This is a genomic window from Rheinheimera sp. 1928-s, assembly GCF_029269265.1.
Classification (GTDB): Bacteria; Pseudomonadota; Gammaproteobacteria; order Enterobacterales; family Alteromonadaceae; genus Pararheinheimera.
In genome coordinates this window covers 132,582-158,148 of the sequence record NZ_JARIXP010000006.1, presented here as the reverse complement: position 1 = coordinate 158,148, position 25,567 = coordinate 132,582, and the positions used below count along the sequence as shown (strand labels likewise).

General features: G+C 45.9%; 22 protein-coding genes and 1 tRNA gene. 8 read left to right on the top strand and 15 right to left on the bottom strand.

The genetic code is table 11. From position 1 onward, the window contains the following. Nucleotides 1-31 precede the first annotated feature (31 nt). Nucleotides 32-1,915, top strand: coding sequence for a signal peptide peptidase SppA (gene sppA, locus P3C17_RS16450; protein ID WP_300930451.1), 1,884 nt, complete (start codon nt 32-34; stop codon nt 1,913-1,915). Between the two features lie 117 nt (nt 1,916-2,032). Here sppA and P3C17_RS16445 read toward each other — a convergent pair. After that, nucleotides 2,033-2,123 (bottom strand) — tRNA-Ser (locus tag P3C17_RS16445). Nucleotides 2,124-2,291: 168 nt separating this feature from the next. On the opposite strand from P3C17_RS16445, the gene P3C17_RS16440 reads away from it, so the two are divergent. The 5 genes from P3C17_RS16440 (at nt 2,292) to P3C17_RS16420 (ending at nt 4,364) form a co-directional block, all read left to right on the top strand. Next, complete coding sequence (locus P3C17_RS16440; protein WP_233079938.1) at nt 2,292-2,960, top strand: Bax inhibitor-1/YccA family protein; 669 nt, start codon at nt 2,292-2,294, stop codon at nt 2,958-2,960. Nucleotides 2,961-3,060: 100 nt separating this feature from the next. Further along, nucleotides 3,061-3,426, top strand: coding sequence for a sulfurtransferase complex subunit TusD (gene tusD / locus P3C17_RS16435; RefSeq protein ID WP_300930450.1), 366 nt, complete (start codon nt 3,061-3,063; stop codon nt 3,424-3,426). After that, the gene (tusC, locus tag P3C17_RS16430) at nt 3,423-3,776 is read left to right on the top strand and encodes a sulfurtransferase complex subunit TusC (RefSeq protein WP_300930449.1); all 354 of its coding nucleotides are present in this window, start codon (nt 3,423-3,425) and stop codon (nt 3,774-3,776) included. The genes tusD and tusC overlap by 4 nt, the downstream gene beginning before the upstream one ends. Nucleotide 3,777: 1 nt before the next feature. Continuing rightward, on the top strand, nt 3,778-4,029 hold the full coding sequence (locus P3C17_RS16425) for a DsrH/TusB family sulfur metabolism protein (RefSeq protein ID WP_300930448.1): 252 nt from the start codon (nt 3,778-3,780) through the stop codon (nt 4,027-4,029). Next, on the top strand, nt 4,029-4,364 hold the full coding sequence (locus P3C17_RS16420) for a TusE/DsrC/DsvC family sulfur relay protein (protein WP_300930447.1): 336 nt from the start codon (nt 4,029-4,031) through the stop codon (nt 4,362-4,364). Before P3C17_RS16425 ends, P3C17_RS16420 begins: the two co-directional genes overlap by 1 nt. 29 nt (nt 4,365-4,393) lie before the next feature. Here the strand turns inward: P3C17_RS16420 and P3C17_RS16415 are convergent, their stop codons facing one another. From P3C17_RS16415 to lrp, 7 genes are all read right to left on the bottom strand, one after another. After that, nucleotides 4,394-4,591, bottom strand: a complete 198-nt coding sequence (locus P3C17_RS16415; protein ID WP_300930446.1) for a hypothetical protein — start codon at nt 4,589-4,591, stop codon at nt 4,394-4,396. A gap of 65 nt (nt 4,592-4,656) precedes the next feature. After that, nucleotides 4,657-5,949 (bottom strand): serine--tRNA ligase, encoded by a 1,293-nt coding sequence (gene serS, locus P3C17_RS16410; protein WP_300930445.1) that lies wholly within the window; start codon nt 5,947-5,949, stop codon nt 4,657-4,659. A 5-nt stretch (nt 5,950-5,954) separates the two neighbouring features. Further along, complete coding sequence (gene crcB / locus P3C17_RS16405; RefSeq protein ID WP_233079931.1) at nt 5,955-6,329, bottom strand: fluoride efflux transporter CrcB; 375 nt, start codon at nt 6,327-6,329, stop codon at nt 5,955-5,957. Next, nucleotides 6,329-7,654: a replication-associated recombination protein A gene (locus P3C17_RS16400; RefSeq protein WP_300930444.1), complete on the bottom strand. Its 1,326-nt coding sequence runs from the start codon at nt 7,652-7,654 to the stop codon at nt 6,329-6,331. The genes crcB and P3C17_RS16400 overlap by 1 nt, the downstream gene beginning before the upstream one ends. After that, nucleotides 7,651-8,277 carry an outer membrane lipoprotein chaperone LolA gene (gene lolA, locus P3C17_RS16395; RefSeq protein WP_300930443.1) on the bottom strand — a complete coding sequence of 209 codons (627 nt, stop codon included), beginning with the start codon at nt 8,275-8,277 and terminating at the stop codon, nt 7,651-7,653. The genes P3C17_RS16400 and lolA overlap by 4 nt, the downstream gene beginning before the upstream one ends. 11 nt (nt 8,278-8,288) lie before the next feature. Further along, complete coding sequence (locus P3C17_RS16390) at nt 8,289-10,952, bottom strand: DNA translocase FtsK 4TM domain-containing protein (protein ID WP_346015673.1); 2,664 nt, start codon at nt 10,950-10,952, stop codon at nt 8,289-8,291. Between the two features lie 224 nt (nt 10,953-11,176). Then, nucleotides 11,177-11,662 carry a leucine-responsive transcriptional regulator Lrp gene (gene lrp / locus P3C17_RS16380; RefSeq protein ID WP_046521198.1) on the bottom strand — a complete coding sequence of 162 codons (486 nt, stop codon included), beginning with the start codon at nt 11,660-11,662 and terminating at the stop codon, nt 11,177-11,179. A 135-nt stretch (nt 11,663-11,797) separates the two neighbouring features. On the opposite strand from lrp, the gene ald reads away from it, so the two are divergent. Both ald and P3C17_RS16370 read left to right on the top strand, forming a co-directional pair. Continuing rightward, the gene (gene ald, locus P3C17_RS16375; RefSeq protein ID WP_233079927.1) at nt 11,798-12,919 is read left to right on the top strand and encodes an alanine dehydrogenase; all 1,122 of its coding nucleotides are present in this window, start codon (nt 11,798-11,800) and stop codon (nt 12,917-12,919) included. A gap of 100 nt (nt 12,920-13,019) precedes the next feature. Next, entirely contained in the window at nt 13,020-13,448 is a 429-nt protein-coding gene (locus P3C17_RS16370; protein ID WP_300930442.1) for a DUF192 domain-containing protein, read from the top strand. 144 nt (nt 13,449-13,592) lie between these two features. Here P3C17_RS16370 and P3C17_RS16365 read toward each other — a convergent pair whose 3' ends face one another. The 7 genes from P3C17_RS16365 to P3C17_RS16335 form a co-directional block, all read right to left on the bottom strand. Next, the gene (locus P3C17_RS16365) at nt 13,593-14,756 is read right to left on the bottom strand and encodes an acyltransferase (protein WP_300930441.1); all 1,164 of its coding nucleotides are present in this window, start codon (nt 14,754-14,756) and stop codon (nt 13,593-13,595) included. A 152-nt stretch (nt 14,757-14,908) separates the two neighbouring features. Next, nucleotides 14,909-15,169, bottom strand: coding sequence for a DUF2960 domain-containing protein (locus P3C17_RS16360; RefSeq protein ID WP_300930440.1), 261 nt, complete (start codon nt 15,167-15,169; stop codon nt 14,909-14,911). Then, nucleotides 15,147-16,325, bottom strand: a complete 1,179-nt coding sequence (locus tag P3C17_RS16355; RefSeq protein ID WP_300930439.1) for a 1-acyl-sn-glycerol-3-phosphate acyltransferase — start codon at nt 16,323-16,325, stop codon at nt 15,147-15,149. The genes P3C17_RS16360 and P3C17_RS16355 overlap by 23 nt, the downstream gene beginning before the upstream one ends. Nucleotides 16,326-16,442: 117 nt before the next feature. Further along, nucleotides 16,443-16,982, bottom strand: coding sequence for a cell division protein ZapC domain-containing protein (locus P3C17_RS16350; RefSeq protein ID WP_300930438.1), 540 nt, complete (start codon nt 16,980-16,982; stop codon nt 16,443-16,445). An 88-nt stretch (nt 16,983-17,070) separates the two neighbouring features. Then, nucleotides 17,071-18,084, bottom strand: coding sequence for a quinone-dependent dihydroorotate dehydrogenase (gene pyrD, locus P3C17_RS16345; protein WP_300930437.1), 1,014 nt, complete (start codon nt 18,082-18,084; stop codon nt 17,071-17,073). 101 nt (nt 18,085-18,185) lie between these two features. Further along, a complete protein-coding gene (locus tag P3C17_RS16340) occupies nt 18,186-23,021 on the bottom strand; it encodes an NAD-glutamate dehydrogenase (RefSeq protein WP_300930436.1) in 4,836 nt (1,611 codons plus the stop codon). A gap of 227 nt (nt 23,022-23,248) precedes the next feature. Beyond that, nucleotides 23,249-25,567: an MMPL family transporter gene (locus tag P3C17_RS16335; protein ID WP_300930435.1), complete on the bottom strand. Its 2,319-nt coding sequence runs from the start codon at nt 25,565-25,567 to the stop codon at nt 23,249-23,251.

Sequence of the window (25,567 nt, the reverse complement as noted above, 5' to 3'; positions counted from 1 at the left end):
TACTATTTTGCCGAAACTATAGGTACATCATATGTCTGAGAAAAAACCTGGGATCTTAAGACGCTTTTTTGGTGGCATTTGGCGCGCTATCAGTCTGGTTCGCCACATCACTTTTAATCTTATTTTTGCCATTTTGTTTATCCTTATACTGGTATCCATTTTCAGCAGTGACGATAAAGTGAAGATCCCTGACAGCGCCGCTTTAATTCTGAACTTGTCTGGAGATCTGGTCGAAGAAAAACGTTATATCGATCCTCTGGATCAGGTATTAAATGAAGGTATGGGTTCTCAGGAAGAAGATCCAGAAATTTTAGTGACGGATCTGGTGAAAACCATTCAGGCCGCTAAAAAAGATGAACGTATTAAAGCCATAGTGCTGGACCTGTCTTCTTTTGGCAGAGGCTCTATGGATAAATTATCTATGGTAGGTTCTGCATTACAGGACTTTAAAGCCGCGGGTAAAAAAATAATGGCAACAGGCGATTATTACAGCCAAAACCAGTATTTTCTTGCCTCATATGCCGACAGCATCAACTTAAACCCTATGGGTACGGTGCTGCTGGAAGGTTTTGGCAGCTACCCTATGTATTACAAATCTGCATTAGAAAAATTAAAAATCACCACTCACGTATTTAAAGTTGGTACTTATAAATCTGCAGTAGAGCCTTTTACCCGCGATACCATGTCAGATGAAGCCAAAGAAGCCAACAAAGCCTGGTTGGACGAATTATGGGCCAGCTATAAACAGCAAGTGGCTGAGCGTCGTGGCTTTGCCGTCGATAACTTCGATGAAACTATCGTTGGTTTGTATCAGAAGTTACAGGCAGTGAATGGCGATATGACGCAATATGCTCTGGATGCAAAGTTGGTCGATAGCATCAAAAGCCGTGAAGAATTTCGTCAGGATCTGATTGCTTTGGTGGGTGAAAACGAAAAACACAGCTTTAATCAGGTTCAGTTTAAAGATTATCAGGATGTAGTATTGCCTCCAGTTCACTACGATAACCCACTGACCGAAAAAGTCGCTGTGGTTGTGGCTCGTGGCACTATTATCGATGGTTCGGCGAAAGCCGGTACTATAGGCGGTGATACCACAGCTGCTTTATTACGTCGTGCCCGTTTTGATGAAAAGGTGAAAGCTGTAGTCTTACGTATCGACAGCGGCGGCGGCAGCGCTTTTGCTTCTGAAATCATAGGTCAGGAAATCAAACTGTTAAAAGCTGCAGGTAAGCCTGTGATTGCCTCTATGGGTGCAGTAGCTGCTTCAGGTGGTTATTGGATAGCGGCTCCAGCCAACGAAATCTGGGCCTCTCCTACTACGATCACGGGCTCTATTGGCATCTTCGGTTTGTTTCACACTCTGGAAAATGCAATGCCAGTCTTGGGTTTAAACATTGACGGCGTAGGCACTTCAGAGCTGGCAGGTTTAAGTTCAGGTTTACCTTTGTTTAAAGGTTTAACACCGGATATGTCAGGTATTTTCCAACTGATGATCAACAAAGGCTATGACGACTTCATCGGCATGGTGTCTGAAAACCGTGGCATGAGCAAAGAAGCTGTGGATAAAGTAGCTCAGGGCCGGGTCTGGACTGGTACCAAAGCACTGGAATTCGGTTTAGTAGATAAACTGGGCACCTTTGATGACGCTATTGCTGCTGCAGCTGAAAAAGCGGGTTTAACGCAATACGACATTAAAGTGATGGAACAGGAATTAACTCCTACCGAACAGTTGCTGCGTGATATGTTCGCCTCAAGCACAGTACAAGCGCTGTTACCTGATGCAAAAGAGTCGGCGTTTAGCCCGCTGTTGAAAAACATCGTGACGCAAATTAATCAGGACTTTAAAGTACTGGAACAGTTTAACGATCCAAAAGGTATCTACTCAGTCTGTATGAGTTGTACTGCGGTGAATTAACAGCTGTGTATTCGAACTAAGCCGCCTTGTGCGGCTTTTTTCATTGCTTGTAAAAAAACAGATCCACTAAAACGTAAAACCCGTATCAACTTTCGCTGATACGGGTTCCTGGAATAATGGCGGAGGGGGAGAGATTCGAACTCTCGGAAGGCTATTAACCTTCGCCGGTTTTCAAGACCGGTGCATTAAACCGCTCTGCCACCCCTCCGGCGCCGCGTATGATAATCAGATCAGTTGCGAAAGAAAAGCATTTTTTTATACTTTGATAAAACAAGGTAAATGATTGAATTGTTTTATAAAGATAACTGCTGGCACTTTGGGAACTTCCCAAGTAAGATAAAGTCAGAAAAGTAACTATTGAATGGAGAGAACAGCAATGTCCTACAACCAAAACACGCAAGCTGGCCATATCGGCCATAGCGTTGAAGTCAACAAAGTACTACGTAATACCTACTTCCTGCTGGCCATGACTTTAGCATTCAGCGCTGTCACTGCCGGTATTTCCATGGCGATGAACTTTGGTTTTGGCCTGGGTCTGGTATTTACCCTGGTGGCTTTTGGTTTAATTTTTGTCGTACAGAAAAAAGCAGACAGCGCCAGTGGCATTTTCTGGGTATTTGCTTTAACGGGCTGTTTAGGCGCATCTATTGGCCCTTTGCTGAATCGTTTCGCAGCGACAGCAAACGGCCCCGAGCTGATTATGCAAGCTTTAGGCTTAACAGCAGTCGTATTTTTCTCCTTGTCTGCTTACGCTTTAAGCTCACGTAAAGATTTTAACTTTATGGGCAGCTTCTTGTTTGTAGGTTTGATTGTGGTGATAGTCGCTGGCTTAGCCAATATGTTCTTCCAGATCCCTGCCCTGCACCTGGCGATTAACGCAGCTGTAGTGATGATTATGTCTGGTTTAATTCTGTTTGATACCAGTCGTATCGTCAACGGCGGGGAAACTAACTACATTCGCGCTACAGTGGGTTTGTACCTGAACATCTTTAACCTGTTCACTTCGTTACTGCAGTTACTGGGTATCATGGGCAGCGATGATTAATTAAGGCTTGAGATAAGCTGATGTTGCAGTAAAATGCCCCGCCACATGCGGGGCATTTTTTTAGCCTGATTTAGACAATTTTTTTGCGGGATCTAGACACATGACCAGTTTTGCCGTTCTGATTGAAGGCCCGGTATTACAAGGCCAAAGTTTTGTTAGCGCCTTGCGTTTTATGCAGCAGGCTGTTGTGGCAGGCCATAGTGTAGATTTGGTGTTTTTATATCGGGATGCGGTTTATGCAGCATCGGCTTTGATTGATTTGCCTTCAGATGAACCTAAGCTTTCAGCCAGGCTTCAGCAGTTTTGCCTCCAGCATCAAATTCCCTTGCTGTTTTGTATCACAGCAGCTGAAAAACGCGGCGTCTGCTCTGATGAGGTAAAGCCAGCACATGGTTATACAGCTGCTGGTTTAGCCGAGTTTGCGATGCGTTTAGCGAATACAGATAAACTGGTGCAATTTTCATGAAGATAGCAGTGTTAGTGACCAAGTTACCTTTGCAAGGCATCGAAGCCAGAGAGAGCCTGGATTTAATCTTCGCCTTGGCAGCGGTAGACCATCAGGTCAGCGTTATATTTAGCGATGACGCTGTGTATCAGTTGCTAAAAGCTGATGACAGCGCAGGTTTAATGGTCAAAGACTTCAGACGCAGTTTTAAACTGTTTGAGCTGTACGATATTGAGCAGCTGTATATCTGCGCGGAATCCTTACGGCAACGTAAATTGGAAACCAATGAGCTTATGCTGGACCTTCAGCCATTGGAAGGCAACGAGCTAAGCCAGTTGCTATATACGCAGCAGCATGTGATTAAGGCCTGATATGAGACTATTTGATTTAAGTCATCACCAACTTTCGGATGTTCTGAGTCTTGTCACTGCAGAAGACAAAGTTTTATTGAGGCAAGAGGCGGCGTATTTAATGAAAACCAATCAGCTTAACCAGCTGCCTTGTGCTGTGTATTGCCTTGTCACTGATGCAGCTGTACGCGGTCTGGTTATCTCCGAACCTTTTACCGCACTGAATGACAGCCAGTGGCTTGAATTAGTGCTGCAAGCGGAACAACAACTCTGATGACTGAATTGATTTTAAATAGCCAAAACTATCCTTTGGATAAACACGGTTACCTGGCTGATTTAACCTTATGGACGCCACAACTGGCAGAGGAATTCGCCCGTTTAGAGCAAATCCAAATGACAGACGCGCATTGGGAAGTGGTAAATTTTGTCCGTGCTTTTTACCAGGAGTATCAAACCTCTCCTGCCATACGTTTACTGGTGAAAAGCATGGGAGAAAAACTGGGGGCAGATAAAGGCAACAGTAAATATTTATTTCTTTTGTTTCCGGAAGGTCCGGCTAAACAAGCCACCCGTATTGCCGGTTTGCCAAAACCGGCAAAGTGTCTCTGAACCAAAGGGCTTAGAAAAACAAAGGGCTGTTAATTCAACCCTTTGTACATGCCCATTCCGGCTTCAAAACTGGTGATCACCACCACTGCAATCACACCAATCAATATCAGCCAATAGACCCAGCGCAACATGGTCTTTACCGGATTCGGCCTGGTTTTACGCACAACCACATGACGGGGGATCGGAGTCTTCTTGGAATTTTGTTGTTGTTCTTTGATTAATGACATCAGCTTTACCCAGTACAAAGGAGCAGAAAAGCTGCTCCTTACAAAAAGAACACAGAGTTCAGATATTAACAGCGGATTTCCGTTTTACCACCCATATAAGGCTGCAACACGGCTGGGATCTGAATAGAACCATCAGCTTGCTGGTAATTCTCCAGAATAGCTACTAACGTGCGACCCACAGCCAACCCTGAGCCATTTAAGGTATGCAACAGTTCTGGTTTTTTGCCTTCACCAGGACGGAACCGGGCTTGCATACGACGAGCCTGGAAATCACCCATGCTTGAGCAAGAAGAAATTTCACGGTAGGTATTTTGTGCCGGTAGCCAGACTTCCAAATCGTAGGTTTTGGTTGAACCAAACCCCATATCACCAGTACAAAGCAACATAGTCCGGTAAGGTAAACCTAACAGCTGCAATACTTTCTCGGCATGACCTGTTAATTCTTCCAGCGCAGCAAAGGACTGATCCGGGTGCACTAACTGCACTAATTCAACTTTATCAAACTGATGCTGACGGATTAAACCACGGGTATCACGGCCATAAGAGCCTGCTTCGCTGCGAAAACACGGCGTATGCGCAGTGTATTTTTGTGGCAATTCCGTCAGTTCAAAAATGCAATCACGAGCCAGGTTAGTGACTGGCACTTCAGCCGTTGGGATCAACGACATCCCCACGCCCTCTTCTGTGGCTGGTTTAGTATGAAATAAATCCGCACCAAACTTTGGCAACTGGCCAGTGCCGTACAAGGAAGCCGCATTGACCAGATAAGGCACATACAATTCGGTATAGCCGTGCTGCTCTGTGTGTAAGTCCAGCATAAACTGGCTTAAAGCACGGTGCAGACGGGCAATTTGGCCGCGCATCACCACAAAACGTGAACCGGCAATTTTTACTGCATTTTCAAAATCCAGGCCTTTATCCAGCGCTTCGCCTAAAGCCACATGATCTTTAGGTTCAAATTCAAAAGCACGGGCTTCACCCCACTGCCGAACCATCACATTGCCTGTTTCATCTTTACCTGCAGGTACAGACTCATGCGGCACGTTTGGAATAGCGCTAACAATAGCATCCCACTGCGCTAATACGGCATCTAGCTTCTGCTTGGCCTCTTCCAGCTGTGCACCTAAACCATCCACTTCAGCTAATAATGGTGTAATGTCTTCACCACGGGCTTTGGCCTGACCTATGGCTTTGGATTTGGTATTACGTGAATTCTGTAAATCCTGAGTCGCCATTTGCAACTCACGGCGCTGTGCTTCCAGCGTCTCTAGCGTAGTAACGTCCAGCTGAAAACCACGGTCCGCTAAACGTTGGGCAGTTTGAGCTAATTCGGCTCTTAAAAATTTTGCATCTAACATAGTGATTACTTCATTGAGCCCAGCTTTAAACCCAGCCAGGCGAGTGTTAAACAAATCAGCACGTTCAGCACAACATTCAGGCCGGCTTTCACCAAATCGCCTTGTTGCAGCAGTAAAACAGTGTCGAGTGAAAAAGTCGAAAAGGTAGTAAAGGCACCTAAAAAACCTACGCCGATCAAGGTTTTCCACGGATCAACCGTCAGATGTTCGGCTAAAAACAGGCCATAAAGCAGACCTAATACAAAAGACCCGAGAATATTAACCAGCAAAGTGGCAAAAGGGAATGATTTACCAAAAAGATGCAGGATAAATTCGCCTAATCCAAAACGGCAACAGGCACCTAAAGCGCCACCAATAGCCACTGCCAGGTACGCATGCATTAATCCTGTCCTTTTGCTTGTTGGTCCAGCATGGCTAAATACGCCATTTTGTCCTGCAGTTGTTTCTCTAAGCCACGATCGGAAGGCGTGTAAAACTTCATGCCTGCCATCTCTGCTGGCAAATACACTTCACCTGCCGCATAAGCGCCAGGCTCGTTATGCGCATATCGATACGCCTTACCAAAACCCTGTTGTTTAGCCAAAGCAGTCGGCGCATTACGCAAATGATCCGGTACTTCATAAGAAGGGTGTTGCTGCACATATTGGCGCATCTGGTTAAAAGCGCTATACACCGCATTGGATTTTGGCGCTAACGCCATATAGACAGCAGCCTGAGCTATAGCCCGCTCACCTTCGGCCGGACCCACACGGGCAAAGGTATCCCAGGCATCCAAGCCAATGGTTAAAGCGCGTGGGTCAGCATTGCCTATATCTTCACTGGCGATAGCGAGTAATCGTCGAGCCACATACAAAGGGTCGCCACCTCCTTCTAAAATACGGCAATACCAATACAAAGCCGCATCAGGGTTTGAGCCACGCACCGATTTATGAAAGGCAGAAATTAAGTCGTAAAAAATATCACCTTGCTGATCAAAACCCGGCAGTTGCCGTGGCACCAACTGACGGAATAAATCAGCCGTTAATTCAGTGAGAGCTGTGCCCTGCTGCGCAGTTTCAACGGCTTGTTCAAACAGGTTTAATAAACGTCTGGCATCACCATCAGCTAGTTGCAGTAATAAGGATTGCGCCTCAAGGCTTATCTGAACCTGCTGGCCATGTTGCTGGTAATGCGCCACAGCACGTTCTGTGACTAAGGTCAGATCCTCTGCGGTCAGTTTTTTTAAAATGCAGACACGGGCGCGGGATAACATAGCGTTATTCAGTGCAAAAGCCGGGTTTTCTGTAGTGGCACCAATAAAAATAATAGTGCCATCTTCTATATGAGGTAAAAACGCATCTTGCTGGGCTTTGTTAAAGCGGTGCACTTCATCGACAAACAACAAAGTGCGCTGATTTTGCGCTAAACGTTGTTTGGCCGCCTGAATTTCTTCACGTATTTCTTTGACACCAGCAGTCACAGCAGATAAACGGGCAATGGCTGCTTTGGCATAAATGGCGATAAGCTCTGCCAAAGTGGTTTTGCCTGTGCCTGGAGGGCCCCATAAAATGAGCGAGGAGATGCGCCCAGCTTCTATTGCCTTACGCAGCGGTGTACCAGGCCCCAGCACTTGCTGCTGCCCAACATAATCCGATAACTGCGTTGGCCTCAGCAGCGCTGCCAGAGGCCTTATATCGTCGTGGAATTCAAAGCCGAGGTTGTTCACTTGACGCGTTGATCATCCACTTCAGCTGTAGCCGGAATAGCAAACTGGAACAGCTCTGATGCCAGCGGCGTATTGTATTGCACCAGATTAAATTCAAAAGTGCTGTTCTGGCCATTGTTGTCCACGACCACCATTTGCGACAAGGCTAAGCCAGAAAATTTCAGGCTGAGTTTTTTCACTGCATTGCTTGGATCTTTAGGCGTGATATCAAACTGCTCGTCTGCACCTGTCACATTGTATTGAGCCCACAATTTAGGATCGTGTGAAGTCAACAACACAAAAGGGGTTTTCTGCACTTGTTCTTTGGCATCATAAATACTGACCTGATCTAACACTTCAGCATAAAACCACAGCGTTTTGCCATCACCGATAAAGAGGTTAGGCTCTGGTGTTTGAGTTTCAAAACGAAACAAAGATGGCTGCTTCAGCGACAACAGGCCTTCGCCCTGCTGGATCAGCTTATTGCTGGCATCGACGACGGTTTGATCAAAACTGGCCTGAAAGCTGGTTAAACGCGCTAACTTGTTTTGTAAAGCATCTGCTTGATCCGCCACTGCCATAAAAGCAGGCAACATCAGAGATAACACCAGGGCAACAGCTTTATTTGCTACAGTTTTTTTCATATACACCTTAGTTAAAATACTTTAGGAGGAGGAGGCGCTAATACTTCACGGTTCCCGTTGTGGCCTGCACCACTGACGATACCGCTCATTTCCATTTGTTCCACTAAACGCGCGGCGCGATTATAGCCAATACGGAAGCGTCTTTGTACACCTGAAACCGAAGCTTTACGGCTTTCGGTAACAAAAGCCACAGCCTGATCAAAGAGTGGATCAGACTCACCTTCATCATTTTCCATAGTTTCACCTGGCAGCAAGCTATCTTCCGATGGTTCACCATTTAAAATTTCTGAAATGTAATTCGGTTTACCGCGACGTTTCCAGTCCGACACCACAGCATGGACTTCATGGTCATCGACAAAAGCACCATGCACACGGGTGGGTACACCAGAACCTGGCGGCAGATACAACATATCGCCCTGACCTAACAAGCTTTCAGCGCCCTGCTGATCCAAAATGGTTCTGGAGTCAATTTTTGACGACACCTGAAACGCCATACGGGTTGGAATATTGGCTTTAATTAAACCAGTGATCACATCCACAGATGGACGCTGAGTAGCTAAAATCAGGTGGATACCAGCAGCACGTGCTTTTTGCGCTATACGGGCAATCAGCTCTTCTACCTTTTTACCCACTATCATCATCATGTCAGCGAATTCGTCGATAACGACAACGATAGAAGGCAACTTCTCAAGCTCAGGTGGCATCGTCATCATATTGTCGCTAGGCTTCCAAATCGGGTCACGAATTGGTGTACCTGCGGCAATAGCATCCTGAATTTTCTGGTTGTAGCCTTTTAAGTTACGCACCCCTAGTGCCGACATCAGCTTATAACGACGCTCCATCTCACCAACACACCAGCGCAGGCCATTGGCCGCTTCTTTCATATCGGTAACGACTTCAGTTAACAAATGCGGAATGCCCTCATACACAGACAATTCCAACATCTTGGGGTCAATCATTAAAAAGCGCACATCTTCAGGCGTGGACTTATACAGCAAACTACAAATCATCACGTTCACGCCCACCGATTTACCTGAACCCGTGGTACCAGCCACCAGCAAGTGCGGCATACGGCCTAAATCGGCCACTACGGATTTACCAGCGATGTCTTTACCTAGCACCATAGTTAAAGGCGATTTTGACTGAATAAAGATATCGTCACCTATCACTTCAGACAAACGCACTATTTCGCGGAACTGGTTTGGCAGCTCTAAACCTATATAAGATTTACCAGGGATCACTTCCACCACCCGCACGCTGATAGCAGATAAAGAACGGGCTAAATCTTTGGATAAGCCGGTAATTTTACTAACCTTGACACCTGGTGCTAAATCCAGCTCAAAACGGGTGACTACAGGACCAGGCAATACAGCCACCACTTTGGCATCGACTCCAAAATCCAGCAGCTTGGTTTCCACTAAACGGGATACCCGTTCTAAATCAGCAGGATCTATAGGGTTGGTGGCCTTGTCTGGTCTGTCTAATAAAGCTAAAGAAGGTAAATCATCCGGACTGAAATGAGCAGCATCCGGCGTGTCATCTTCTTCTTCTGCTTCGTCGATCACCACTGGTTGAGTTACAGCCTGACGTTCTACTTCGGCAAAACTTTGTTCCAGATGCTGCAATTGCTCTGGGTAATAGGCATCGTCCACAGCAGAAAAACTTAAATCGTCGTCAGCCAGTGTATCGACACTAACAAAAGCCACAGCTTCGGTTTTTTCATCCAAAGGCGCAAAAGGCAAAGGTTCTACCCGTTCTGTTCCAGGGAAATAAGCCCGGCTTGGTTGAGTTTGCACTTCTTCAATTTCAGGTAATGGAATTTGTTCTTCTTCAGGTGCGACAAAAGCAGCCTGAAAACCTTCATTACGAACCGGGCTTAATCGAATGACTTCTGGTGCTACAGCAGGTTCTGTGTGAGTTAGTTTGGACATGTCAGTGTCCATTTCTGGTTCACGACGCTGTTGCGGTACTGTTGATTCGGTTTGAAACGATAAAGGCGATGCCGCTTTAGCCGCTGAACGCTCCGCCAGGTAATGGCCTAAACGGGTTGGCGCCTGATACAACGCCACCAGCAAACGTATCGTTAAAGCGCCCAGCTCATCTGCCACTGTGACCCAGGAAATACCTGTAGCCAAAGTTAAACCTGTGGATAGACCACAGAGCAGTAACAGTATGGTGCCAATAAAATTAAAGTTTGGCATCAGCATAGAAGTGACTACATCACCCACTACACCGCCGGATGAAAAATAGAAAATATCATTAAAGTTAATGCTGCTGATGGCGCTGGCACAAAGGATAGTTAAGACTAAACCTATCAGGCGCAACCCGAGGATCAGAAAGTCCATCTCCATCATTGCTTTAGCGCGGCGAGTTAACAAATAACCAGCGAAGGCTACCAGTGGCGGTACTAAATAAGCTATCCAGCCAAAGGTAAATAACAAGATATCGGCAATCCAGGCGCCTTTAGGCCCTGCGTAATTATGCACAGCGGTTTGATAACCTGCCTGAGACCAGCTTGGGTCGGCCGGGTCGAATGACATTAAAGCCAATAACATAAAGGCAGCAAAACCAAAGCTGAGGATTAACCCTACTTCGGATAAACGCTGCATTCCGTTTAAAGAAAACAATAATTTGGCTCGTAACCTTCTGGCTTCACTCAACACAACAAGTCCCATTTATTCTAAGAATTCTACCTACTTAAGATACCAGAGAGACAACTCTGATGCACCCCTTTATAGCCGTATCACCTGAAGCTACAGCCTTATTGACCACAACTTCAACGACTAAGGCTTATATAAACTTTAACGCCTGAACACTGGCTGTACAAAACCCCTTCGTCCTTAATGCCTTTAGGGTTACCCTGTGTCTTTGACGTATAGCCCTATTGAAGGCGCCTGCATCAATTGACCGCAACAAACGTAGTTTGTTTCACTTCTTCCATCACTACATAAGTACGACTTTCCCGTACGCTGGGTAAACGTAATAGGGTTTCACCTAACAGTTCGCGATAAGCCGCCATATTGGCCACCCGGGTTTTTAATAAAAAGTCGAAACTGCCGGACACTAAATGGCACTCCTGTATTTCATGTAGCTTCTGTACGGCTTTGCTGAACTCGTCAAAGTCTTCAGGCGAGGTTTTACTTAAGGTGATTTCAACAAAAACCAGTAACGCGGAACCTACTTTATTCGGGTCAACCTGCGCTGTATAGCCCAGAATATAACCCTCAGCTTCTAATTTACGCACCCGCTCCAGACAAGGAGTCGCACTCAACCCTACCCTTTTGGCCAATTCCACATTGGCAATACGACCATCATGTTGTAATTCAGTCAGAATTTTACGGTCAATGCGGTCTAGTTTTTTCACACTTTTACTGGTTTCGTACATAGCAGATAAAAATTTCACTTTTGAATTTATAACAGGATTTATAACTGCACTTTATAAAAAAAACAACAGGTAAAACTACAAATCAGTAACTATACTAGGCAAAAATTTTACTCAACCCTACACAGGCGGAATATCATGATTATTGGCGTACCTAAAGAGATTAAAAACCACGAATACCGCGTCGGTATGACCCCTGCCAGCGTGCGTGAGCTGACGGCTCTTGGCCACACTGTTTTTGTTGAACACAATGCAGGGAGCGGCATTGGTTTTGGTGACGACGCTTATCAGGCTGCTGGTGCCACAGTATTAACGACTGCTGCTGAAGTTTTTGCTAAAGCAGACATGATTGTGAAAGTAAAAGAGCCTCAGGCAGTGGAGCGCGCTATGCTGCGTGAAGGCCAAATCCTGTTCACTTACCTGCACTTAGCTCCGGATTTGCCACAAACTGAAGACCTGATCAAATCAAAAGCTATTTGTATCGCCTACGAAACAGTCACAGACAACCGTGGTGGCTTGCCTTTATTAGCTCCTATGTCTGAAGTTGCTGGCCGTATGTCTATTCAGGCGGGTGCCCGTGCTTTAGAGAAGTCATGTGCCGGTCGCGGTATGTTATTAGGCGGCGTACCAGGTGTTGAACCTGCCAAAGTAGTCATTATCGGTGGTGGTATGGTGGGTACCAACGCAGCTCAGATGGCTGTGGGTATGGGTGCTGACGTGGTCGTACTGGACCGCAGCGTAGACGTATTACGTCGTATCGATGCCCAGTTCAACGGCGCAGTCAAAACTGTGTACTCCACTGTAGATGCGTTGGAAAAACATGTGTTATCTGCTGACTTAGTCATTGGTGGTGTGTTAATTCCTGGTGCTGCTGCTCCTAAACTGGTGACTGCAGATCATATCAAACGTATGAAGCCAGGTTCAGCCATTGTTGACGTGGCTATCGACCAGGGCGGTTGTGTAGAGACTTCTAAAGCCACTACGCACGCTGATCCAACCTACATTGTGGATGACGTAGTGCACTACTGTGTGGCCAACATGCCAGGCGCAGTGCCACTGACTTCTACTTTTGCACTGAACAATGCCACTCTGCCGTTTATCATCCGTTTAGCCAACAAAGGCTACAAACAGGCACTGCTGGACGATGCGCACCTGTTAAACGGCTTAAACGTAATTAATGGCCACGTGGTGAACAAACACGTAGCAGACGCATTAAACCTGCCATTTGTTGAACCTAAGCAAGTGTTAGCTGCAGTTTAATCTATTTAGTACCCCTTGATCAGGGCGGCCTTAAGGTCGCCCTTTTTTTTCCTTGTAATTTCCGTTAGTCTTTCGGCTTCATTCTGCAAGGTTTTTGATCATGAACTATCTGTTATCAGCTGTTTTTGCTTTAAGTTTTTCTGTAGCCGCTGTTGAGGAAATCCAATTTGAAAAAGAATGGATCAAAGTAGGTCATCTTGAATTAGAAGTAGAACTGGCCTTAACCACAGAGCAACGCGCCCGCGGCCTGATGTATCGCGACAAAGTAGAAAACGGCATGTTGTTTATATACGAAGAAGAACGAATTTTATCCTTCTGGATGCGTAATACCAAAGTGCCTTTGGATATCGCCTATATCAAAGCAGACTGGACCATAGAACCAATACAGTTCTTGTACCCTTATGATGAAAAAGGTAAAAAATCCAAGGGCCCAGCCATAGGCGCCTTAGAAATGCCACAAGGCTGGTTTAAAGCCCAGGGGTTAGCTGCAGGCACTAAGATTGTTCGCTGCGGTAAGAAATGTGATTAATTTGCACCGGCCATCAATCTATCTGGAATTCGACACAAGTCTATGTGGCATTCGACACTAATGTAGTGTTGTAATCGCCGCGAATCGGCATAACAACATCTACATCAGGCAGATCTACAGCAGGAAAAAATCTGCTTGAGAGGATTAAGCCCTCTGTTGATGAGTAAAGGAAGAGCTTCGGCTATTGGACGGATAAAACCGCTCCCGCACTTTCATAAAGGGGGTTTCTACAAAAAAGTAGAGCGCCCAGCCACAAAAAATACTCACAGCCATAATAATGGTCACACCCAAACTACCATTAACATCAATGCCATATTCTGTCAGTGGAGCTTTTAGAACTTGAAATAAGGGTTTGTGGATCAAATAAATTGCATAGGACCAAAGTGCAATGTATGTGGCGCCGGGAATTCGTATGCGGTTCAGCCAGGAGTGCGGGCTCAGAGCTGCGAGTACAAGAATAGCAAAGCTGATTGCCAACAATGAATAACCAAAGGTCACCACCTGGAATGTGCGACCGAAGCCTCTGATGTACTCATAGTTCTGAAATACATAAAACATCACTGCCACACTCGCCAGTCCAGCGAACAATAGTAGATTACCTTTGCGCAATAGTGCTGCATACACAGTGGGATGAAAGTTTTTCAATAAAGCAATGGCCACACCGGGCAGTAATTCATCAAAGCGGGTAAAGCTTGAGTAATAAATATGCTCCATAAAAGATCGACCGGAGATGTTCTCTTCGCCATGTGCATACCAGTTAAATCCACGCAGAAACATAGCCAGCAACATAGCACCAATAAGAACTGCCCAGGCGAGGCCAATAGAACGTCGGCTATAGGCGATGGCTAATGCAATAATTGGAAAAATTAAATAAAACTGTTCTTCAATACAGAGCGACCAGGAATGAGTAAAAGTTTCTCCCGGCCCTAATCCCAGATTTTGAGTAAAAGTTAAAAATGACCAGAGCGATGCAGTCGCAGTGCCGCCGAGCGCCACAGGAAAAATGAAATAAAGCGCCAGCACAAAATAATAATTAGGCAGAGTGCGCAGAAAACGGCGAATGTAAAAAAGTTTGAGTGAAAAATCCTGCCCTTTGGAAAAGGCCGACAGGATCTGGTTACCAATCAAATAGCCACTCAATACAAAAAACAGATCAACCCCTGTCCAGCCCACTGAACTAATAAAACCAAACAGATTTTCAGGGCTGACAACGACCTTATAGTGATAAATCAGCACTATGATAATAGCGATGACACGCAGCGTGTCCAAGCCGTTAAGGCGATTTTTATCAGAAACAGAACTATCCATGTTAGTGCTTATCCCTTGGGTGGATGAGAAGAGGCTGTTGATATCTGGAGGCTAATTATCAGACAGCATGATGGCTTAGTCTGGTAATAACAACCATGACATGCTACGTGATAAAAGCCGCCCTGCAAGAAACGCTATGAACAGGCAAATACTCAGAGATTAAAAGGCTCCTGATCATCCCGCAGCAGCAGAATTTCGCTAAAGCCCATTTTAACAAAGGCGTTTTTGCGATAGTCCTTGAGCGCACCTGTGCCCTTGGCGGTCATGGCGACTTGCTGCTCCATTTTACGAAACGCAGTGAGGTCTATGCCTTCGGCTGCTGCTACGGCCTCATAGCTATCGGCGTATTTGTCGTAGCTGAAGGGGATCTTTTTCCACTCGCCTTTGAATTTATAACTGATATGTCGCGCCATCTTCCAGCTCCTTGTGTTGTGCAGCCAACTGCTCTTGCTGCTGTAAGGTCTGCTGTTGTTTCAGTGCCGGTGCTGCATACATTTGCTGCACATAGGGCCTTAACTCTTCAGGCAAAGAAGCCATTTTGGTTTGATACCACAGACTGTCTTCACCAGGGTCTAGTTCCACATCCATTTGTGCTGCTAAATAATTCACCGGATATAGCCTATAACCGGCCCAAATTTGACGGTCAATCTCCGCAGCTAAAGCGGCAGGGTCCTGAAAGATAGCCTGAATGGCCTCGCCAAAATGCACATGCACCCGGCCTTTTTGACCCACTATGCCCTGCACTATGCTTTGAATATCTTCCATTTCAGATTTTTTATAGTCGCCCGTGCTGGCCAGTTGATAAAGCTCGTTGGCTTTTGCCTGATCTAAAGGGTCAAATTCATAAGATAAACACACAGGCACAATATTTAACGACTGCATATAAGTCGCAAAATCCATACCGCGTTTTTTACCTTCAATATTAAACATTTTTAAGATGGCTTCATCGGTTTGATCCAAACCATCTTTAGCCCGGCCTTCTTTTTGCGCTATCCAGATGGAGTGGCCGGTCTCAAGAGAATCTTTGATATAAGCCGACAAATGACTCAGGGCTTTAAGCATTTCGCGTGGTGCTTTAATAGAGCGCTTTACAATAAAGCTTTTATTCAGTTTCATCAGCTCGGTCGCACATGGCATTTTCAGCAAGTTATCGCCAATGGCAATACGTACTGTGTCCATGCCCTTTTGATGCAAGCACCAGTTCAGCAACGCCGGATCCATAGCGATATCTCTATGGTTCGAGATAAATAAATAAGATTTTTTTGGATCCAAATGTTCAAGGCCGCTGACACTGACACCGGCCGAGCTTTTCTGCAGGCTTTGTTGTAAAAAGTCAGCCACCATATGCTGCACGTCAGAAACAGTGCGCAAGCCTTTTGCTTTGCGTGCCAGTAACAAGCGCAACACAGGCGTAAACAAATATCGGATAGTTTTAGGCCAGCTGGCCAGGCGGTAATTTAAAATCGCATGCAAAAAATCGGCGTCGTCCAATAAACGACTAATCGCTTGTGGTACTTCATGGTCAAAATAAGGGCGAATATCCTTGAAAGGATCCGTTTGATTTAGCACAGCTTTTAAACCCCAGGTTGAAAATGTTCCCTATTCTACCTGTTGCCAGACGGATCACCAGAGCAATCTGGACTGATCACTTAGCAGTTGTTGAATTATTAAGCGCTTTTCTTTAGATCAGGCCGTCAGGGCATAAAGCGGAGCGAATTGCACCGGCATCAGGCGGTTTTGTTGCACCCGAACCAGTTGGCCAGCAACTAACTGCTTGCCATTTAACAGCTCCATAGGCTCGAGTAGCAGACAATCCACCATAGGGTCAGCTTTGGCGACCAGCACCACTTTAGCTCGGCTTAAACCTTCAAGCTTGGCGATACTTTTTAAGTCGGTGCGGCTTTCTATGCTGGAAAAGTTAAACAGGTGACTTTTTTGCACTGGGGCTTTGACAAAACTCAAGGCAGCAACGGCTTGGGCTGCGACTGTCAGCAAGTCGCTGTCAGGCAATAAACCTTCCAAAGCTTCCGCAAAATCCATTAATAGCTGGGCTTGTTCCATACTCAAGCTTTGCTGTTCTGGTTTAACGTTCAGCTCTTTGGCGCTAAAGGCCGTTTGAATATGGTGGCTGTTTGATAACTGCAACAGCAAACGGTCTTGCTCATCGCAATACTGCCAGCACCAGTCAGGGCATAAAGACAACATACTCAATCCTTGTGAATTCAAGATGTTGCCTTTCTACACCTGTTTTTATACGCTGTTAAAGATTATTTTGGACTAAGATTCAGGGATCCAAAATTGATCGGCATATGCCTTATTTCAGGCTCTCCACGATCTCTTTGATCAAGCTTGGGCCTTTATAAATAAAATTAGAATACACCTGAACCAGGTTGGCACCTGCGTCCATTTTTTCCTGTGCCGCTTTGGCTGAATCTATGCCACCTACGCCAATAATCGGCATCTGTGGGCCTAAGGCTGCGCGGAACTGACGGATAATCTCTGTGCTCTTTTGTTGCACTGGCAAACCACTTAAACCGCCCATTTCATTGCCATATTTCAGGTGTTGCACTGCACTTTTATCCAAGGTGGTGTTGGTGGCAATCACCCCGTCCATTTTGCTGCGAAGCAAAGTTTCTGCCACTTGCTGCACTGCGACTTCATCCATATCAGGTGCTATTTTTACAAAAACCGGCACGTATTTATCTTGCTGCGCTTGTAGATCCAACTGCTCGTTTTTCACCGCCTGCAACAAATCAAATAACGCATCACCAAATTGCAGATCCCGTAAACCCGGCGTATTAGGTGAAGAAATATTGACTGTAATATAGCTGGCGTGAGCATAAACCTTACGCATACAAGCTATGTAGTCGTCTTTGCCCTGCTCGTTGGGTGTGTCTTTGTTTTTGCCTATATTAATGCCAAGTACACCTTTGTAGCTCGATTTCTTTACATTCTCAACCAGATAATCCACACCTTTGTTATTAAAGCCCATGCGGTTAATAATGGCGTTGGCTTCAGGTAAACGGAATAAACGTGGTTTGTCATTCCCCACCTGAGGCCGTGGTGTGACCGTGCCCACTTCAATAAAACCAAAACCCATCTGACCAAAAGCGTCGATGCAATCGGCATTTTTATCCAAACCCGCAGCTAAACCCACAGGGTTATCAAAATGAATACCAGCTACTGTCACAGGTTTTTTCGGCAAATCCTGACGCCACAGCAAAGCTGCCGGGGTGTTTTTTAAGTGCTTTAAACTGCCAAGGGCCAGGTGATGTGAAAACTCAGCATCTGTACAAAACATTAAAGAACGTGCCAGTGAATAGAACATAACAACCTGCTTTTGTCAGTAAAGGGGAAAAGTAAAATCTTAGTGTGCTTTAAAAAGCACCGGCTCTAAAAAGAGCCGGTGTATTCTAGCTGGAACCTGAATTATTTCACAGGGTCACAGTGGTGGCTGAGTAACATCAGTTCACGCAGTGCCACTGAGAATTTAGCAAACTCATGGCTCTTCGTGGTTTTGAACTCCGCCAGCATTAAACGCCAGCGCGCCAGCACAGGTTCATGTTCAGTGATCCAACTGCCGATCACTGCTTCTGCATCACAAGCCCCTGCACAACCGCGTATGACGACTGCAGATAAAGCACGTTGTTGCCAGTCCAACTCTTCGCGGTACGAAGCCCGGGCCAGAGCCTGCCAATGGTTCGCCACAGGTTGCTGAGTAATTTGCTCCAGGAACCAGTGCAGATCCAAACGATCGCCCAGCTTGAAGTAAATTTCCGCGCTTAACAGCAGAGAATTTTTCTCAGCGTCTGCCACCTGGGCAATATCCATCACAGAGAAACAAGTACTCAGTTGAGCTAAATAACGGGCTACGTCAGCAGGCACACCTTGTTCAATAAAGGCTTGCTCGTTAGCTGCCAGTTGTTCAGCTTCGGCCGGTGCCAGTACTTTTTGCAGGTTATTGCTGATTTCAACAAAAGCAGGTTTGAAGAAATCTATCGTCTGCTGAATATCCAGCGCTTTATTACGATGACGTAAGAACCAACGTGTAGTGCGGCGCATAGTACGGCGCAACTGGTGGAATAACTTAATCTGCAGTGCTGCAGGAATGACGTTATCTAACTCTTCCAACTTGTTCCATACGGCTTCCACGTCAAACAAATCGCGGGCTATGGTGTAACAAACGGCCACTTCAGCAACAGAAGAACCTGTTTCTTCCATCATACGCTGGGCGAAGTTAGCGCCCATATCGTTGACCATCAGGTTAGCCAGTTTAGTAGCGATGATCTCAGCCTTTAACGGGTGAGTTTCCATCTCTTTGGCATAACTTTGCTGCAGCACTTTCGGGAATGCAGTAAACAGATGACGTTTGAAGTAACTGTTTTCATAAATTTCCGGCAGTACCAACCACTCTTTCATTACCATTTTGCCGTAAGCGGTCAGAATGGCCAGCTCAGGACGGGTTAAACCCTGGCCTTTGGCGGTACGTTCAGCCAAGGCGTCGTCTGAAGGTAAAAACTCCAGTTCACGGTTTAACTTGCCGTCTTTTTCCAACGCATGGATAAAGCGGGTGTATTCCTTCATCTGCTCAGCGCCCAGCACTGAAGAGACAGAAATACTCTGGGTTTGACGGTAACAGTCGTTAATAACGATATCAGCCACATCAGTGGTCATAGCAGCTAACAACTCGTTACGTTGCTTCAGCGTCATATCACCGCTGGCTACCAGAGCGTTTAACAGGATTTTGATGTTTACTTCGTTATCTGAACAGTCTACGCCGCCGACGTTATCGATAAAGTCAGTGTTAATGCGGCCACCGTTGTTTGCATATTCAATACGGCCACGTTGAGTAGTTCCTAAGTTACCACCCTCACCTATAACTTTAGCTTTCACTTCTTTACCGTTGACGCGAACCGCTTCTGAACCACGGTCACCGACTTCAGCATGAGTTTCATCAGTGGCTTTAACGTAAGTACCTATACCACCGTTCCAAATCAGATCCACGTCCATCATCAACGCGGCACGGATAAATTCGTTTGGTGTCAGGCTAACTGCTGTTGTACCTAACATCTGCTGAATTTGTGGCGTCAGCTTGATGGACTTAGCGCTGCGCATAAACAAACCACCACCTTCGGAGATCAATGACTTATCAAAGTCATCCCAGGTAGAAGTTGGCAGATTGAACATACGCTCACGTTCAACAAAGGTTTTTGCTGCATCTGGATTCGGGTCAACAAAAATGTGCATATGGTTAAATGCAACCTGCAGACGGATATGTTTTGATAACAGCATGCCGTTACCAAATACGTCACCAGCCATATCACCTATACCGACACAAGTGAAATCTGTGGTCTGGCAGTCAATACCTACTTCACGGAAGTGACGTTTCACCGACTCCCAACCACCGCGGGCTGTAATACCCATACCTTTGTGGTCATAACCGTTTGAGCCGCCTGAGGCAAAAGCGTCACCTAACCAGTGGTTATATTCAGCAGAAATCGCGTTGGCAATATCAGAGAAAGTGGCGGTGCCTTTATCGGCTGCTACTACTAAATACGGGTCATCTTCATCTAAACGTACGACAGATTTAGGCGGAACTATCTGGCCCTGCACTATGTTATCTGTGATATCCAGTAAACCACGGATAAAGGTGCGGTAACATTCTTTACCTTCGTTTAAGAAGGCTTCACGGCCACCGGTTTCTGGTAACTTTTTACAAACGAAACCACCCTTCGCACCTACTGGCACTATCACGGTATTTTTCACTTGCTGAGCTTTGACCAAACCTAAGACTTCTGTACGGAAGTCTTCACGACGGTCTGACCAACGCAGACCACCACGGGCCACTTTACCACCACGTAAATGCACACCTTCAACGCGTGGCGAGTAGACAAAAATCTCAAAAGCTGGCACCGGCAATGGCATATCCGGCACTAAAGACGACTTCACCTTAAAGGAGATGTAGCTCTTCTGCTGGCCTTGAGCATTTGGCTGGAAGTAGTTGGTACGTAAAGTAGCCGACATCATGGCAACAAAACGGCGGATGATACGGTCATCATCCAGGTTGACTACGCTGTCCAGTTGCTCATTTAACTGCTTTTCAATAGCGTCGATAGCAGCAGCGTCACCAGTGTTTTCTGGATCAAACTTGGTGTTAAACAGCTGCACTAACAAATGCGCCAGTTTTGGATAACGGGCAAAAGCGTTTTCTACGTAAGACTGACTGAACGTGCCGCCGATCTGACGTTTGTATTTAGCATAAGCACGTAATAACGAGGCTTCACGGCCTGTTAAACCTGCGCCTAAAATCAGACGGTTAAAACCATCGTCTTCCAGATCGCCTTTCCACACTTTGGCAAAAGAATCCTGGAAAGATAACTGCGCTTGTTCAAAGTCTGTTGGCATAGCGCCGTTGACTTCCATCGCAAAGTTTAAAATCCAGCTGACTGAGCCATCCGGGCAACGCACCGCATAAGGGGTTTCACCTATCACACGTAACCCAAAGTTTTCCAGTATTGGCAATACATCAGATAAATGGATTGGGTGATCTTTGTGGAACAGGTTCAGACGCACGGCTTTACTGTCGTTACGCTCTTCCTGTGGACGGTAAAACAGCATATCCAGACGGTGTTCGTCGTTTAACGACTCAATTTTTTCAATGTCGACCAAGGCATCATTTGGCAACATTTCGTCTTTGTAAGACGATGGGAACGCATTGAGGTACTTGCGGCCTAACTCACGGCCACGCGCTTCGCCATAATGGCCTACCAATGCCGCTTCAAGTTTGTCTTCCCAGGTACGGGCCGCTTCGACTAAATTGCGTTCAATTTCTTTCACATTAAACTCGATATTGTTATCGTTGATCCGAACGAAATAATGGGTACGTGCCAACACAGATTCGGAGAAGTACGTAGTGAATTCTACGGCTTCAGTACTGCCCAAAGACTGCGCCAGAATTTGTTGCGTGACTTTACGCAGCTGCGTGTTGTATCGCTCACGGGGCACATACACCATAGCGGAGACAAAACGGCCAAAAGCGTCTTTGCGCACAAATAAACGTGTCATGTCACGTTCCTGCATTTGCAGTACGCCGGTCGACACATCTAAAAGCTCATCTGTGGTTGCCTGGATCAGCTCATCACGTGGATAAGTTTCCAGAATATTCAGCAAGGCTTTGTAGGCGTGAGTGCCATGAGCAAAACCAGACTTCGCCATCACTTTCGCCAGCTTGTTTTTCAGTAAAGGAATGTCAGCGGCGCTGTTGTTGTATAAAGAAGATGAATACAAACCAATAAAACGATCTTCGCCAATCACCTGGCCTTTGTCATCAAAACGTTTAATACCGACGTAATCGATATAGGCAGGACGGTGTACACGGGATTTATTATTGGTTTTGGTCAGGATCAGCAACGAAGCATTTAAAGCTTGTTTGCGCGCCTGCTCTGGTAAATCAGACAACATCAAATCGCGTGAGGTAGAACGGCGCATTAAACCTAAAGCGCTGTCGTTGACGCTTTCAATTTTATGATCGCCTTCCACCGCTTTGATACGGTATTCACGATAGCCCAGCAAGGTGAAGTTATCTTTGGCCATCCAGTTTAAGAATTCGACGGCTTGCTCAAGTTCAGTTGCATTCACTGACGCTTGTTTTGGCAAATCTGCAATCACCTGCAGCAGTTTTGCACGGATAGGTTTCCAGTCCTGCACAGCGAGAGATACATCTTCCATCACAGATTGCAATTCAGAAGTAAGAGCCTCAACGGCAGCTTTGTCTGTCATTCGATCAATTTCGATATGGAACACAGTCTGTTCTGTGCTGGCTTGCTCTACAGTGCCCAATTTAAAAAAGTCCGTGATGTCGTTTTTATCGTTACGGAGCGTTTGTAATGGATAATGCAATAACAAGTGAGTGGTAATAGACTGGCGTGTTAACGCCATACGAACAGAGTCCACTAAAAACGGGCTGTCTTTCACCACTATTTCTACGATAGTGTGTTTGGATTCCCAGCCGTGTTTTGCAATTTCAGGGTTAAATACCCGGATCAGTGCTTTGCCCTCGGTATGACCGTTAAAACTTTGCCATAAGCTCAATGCTGCGCCATACAGATCGCTGTCGTTACGACCAAACAAATCTTCATGGGACATATTGCCATACAAAGTGTGGGCAAATTTTTCGACCAGCTCGACCTGATCTTTGACTTTAGAACGAATAAGCTTACTTACATTTTGTAGTAGTACAGAAGGTTGACCGTCTATCAGTGCCATTTTTGTATCCTTTTTTGAAACCTCGGCCTGTTGATACCGGGTTTACTTACATACAGAGCGTGTCAGGTGCGAAGTTTATTGAGTATTGACGGGCTTTTCGAGCTTTATTTATGTCTTTGTTACTGGTTGTACCAGAATAAAAATAGCTGATTTGACAAGTTATTCATCCGCTGTAAATAGAAAATGGCCTTACGGCCATTTTCTTGTTTAAACATGCAGTTTTTTGACTAGTTATTTTTTCGCCAGAAAAAGGCTGCAAGGGCTGGTAATACCAAAATTGCACCTAGCATGTTCACTAAAAACATAAAGGTCAGCAATATGCCCATATCCACCTGGAATTTCAGCGCTGAAAATACCCAGGTGCTGACGCCGATGGCTAAGGTAATACCCGTAAACAACACTGCACTGCCCGTCTCTTTTAACGCAGTAAAATACGCCTGACGCAGTGGTGTGCCATTACGCAGCAATTGCGTCATGTTCGACAGGATATAAATACCGTAGTCGACACCTATACCTACGCCAAGTGCGATAACGGGTAAAGTAGACACAGTTAAACCTATTTCCAGTTTAGTCATTAGCGCCGTGGCCAGCACCGACACCACATAAAGCGGCACTATAACGGCAACAGTGGCTTTAACAGAGCGGAAGCTGATTAAACACAGCACTATCACGGCACCATAGACATACCACATCATAGGCGTCTGAGCTGCAGCTACCGCTTCATTGGTGGCCGCCATGACACCAACAGGGCCTGAAGCTAACTTAAACTTCACCTCATCTGTGCTGAGTTCGGCGCCTGCTTTTTTCGCAGCAGCGACCACAGTTTCTATGGTTTCGGCTTTATGGTCGTTTAAGAACAGGATCACCGGCATTACAGAACAATCACTGTTCAGTAAACCTGTGCTGGTTTCTACCCGGCTGGACGACTGCACCAGGCTTTCAGTAGTACGTGGCAAGATTCTCCACTTCACATTGCCTTCGTTGTAAGCCGCATTGATGGTCTTGGATACGGATGCCAGCGATACAGCTGACTGCACGCCCGGCACATTTTCCATTTGCCACTGGAACTGATCCACCCTGTTCATCACATCGTGAAAAGTACAGCCGTTGGCCGGTGTTTCTACCATCACATTAATGTAATCCACAGAAATGGCGTAACGGTCTGTGATCAGGAAGGTATCCTGGTTATAGACTGAATCTTCATGCAAGGCCGGAGCGCCCGGATGCAAATCGCCTATTTTCAGGTAAGAACTTTGCTGCCAGCCTAAAGCAAAGAGCGCAGCTGTAGCCAACAAGATGATCAACGCATATTTAGGCGTCGCAAAAGCCGATAAGCTGTACCAGAACTTTTCAATACGTGGATGAGGGGTCTGCACTTTCTGCTTGTACTTGTCGCTGAATTTCACATAGGACATCAGTACAGGCAATAAAATAAGGTTGGTCAGGATAATGATACCCACACCTAAGCTTGCCGTGATGGCCAGCTCACGAATCACACCTATTTCAATAATCAACAGAGTTAAAAAACCTACTGTGTCGGATAGCAGTGCGATACCGCCTGGGATCAACAGCTTACGGAAACTAGCCTGAGCTGCAGTTTTTGCATCCATACCCAAAGCCACGTTTTTACCTGTGGCATTGATCATCTGCACGCCATGACTGACGCCTATCGCAAATACAAGAAATGGCACCAGTATCGACATAGGATCAATACCAAAGCCTAAGACAGTCAGGGTACCCATTTGCCAAATCACTGCGATCAGTGAGCAAGATATAGGTAACAACGTCAACATCACTGAGCCGCTGAACAAATACACCATAATGGCGGTGATAACGATGGCAACGGCGAAAAAGGCCAATACGCCTTTAGCACCATCTGCGACATCCCCCACCATTTTGGCAAAACCTATGATATGCACACTCAGGTTTTCATTCTGGTACTGAGCACGCACTTGCTGCTCAAGCTCTGCCGCAAATTTAATGGTATCGAGTTTTTGTTGGGTATCAGGGTCTACTTCTAACAGTTGTGCTGTCACCATAGCGCAACTGAAATCGTCCGCCACCATACGACCGACAATACCTGCTTTTTCGACATTGGATTTGACCACTGCCAAACCTTCTGCTGTAGGCGCAAATTCCGCAGGAATAACAGGGCCACCGGCAAAGCCATCTTCAACGACTTCAACAAAACGTGTGCTGGGGCTGTACAGAGATTTGACCAGACTACGGTCTACTCCTGGCAGGTAATAAATTTGATCATGGATTTTTTTAAAGGATGCAAAAAAATCCGGATTAAAAATATCGCCTTTGGCATCACAGACTGACACCAGAATATTATTTGCACCGCCAAAATCTTTGGCGTGTTGCATATAAGTCTGCATATATTCGTGTTGCAGCGGGATATTTTTGGTAAAAGCCGCATCCAGTTTAATTTGTGTGGCTTTAAATAATAAAAACAAAGTGGCGAGTACAAAAAGTACGATGACAGCCATACGATGGCGGAACAATACCGTCTCGCAACTGGTTACAATTCGATTCAGACTCAT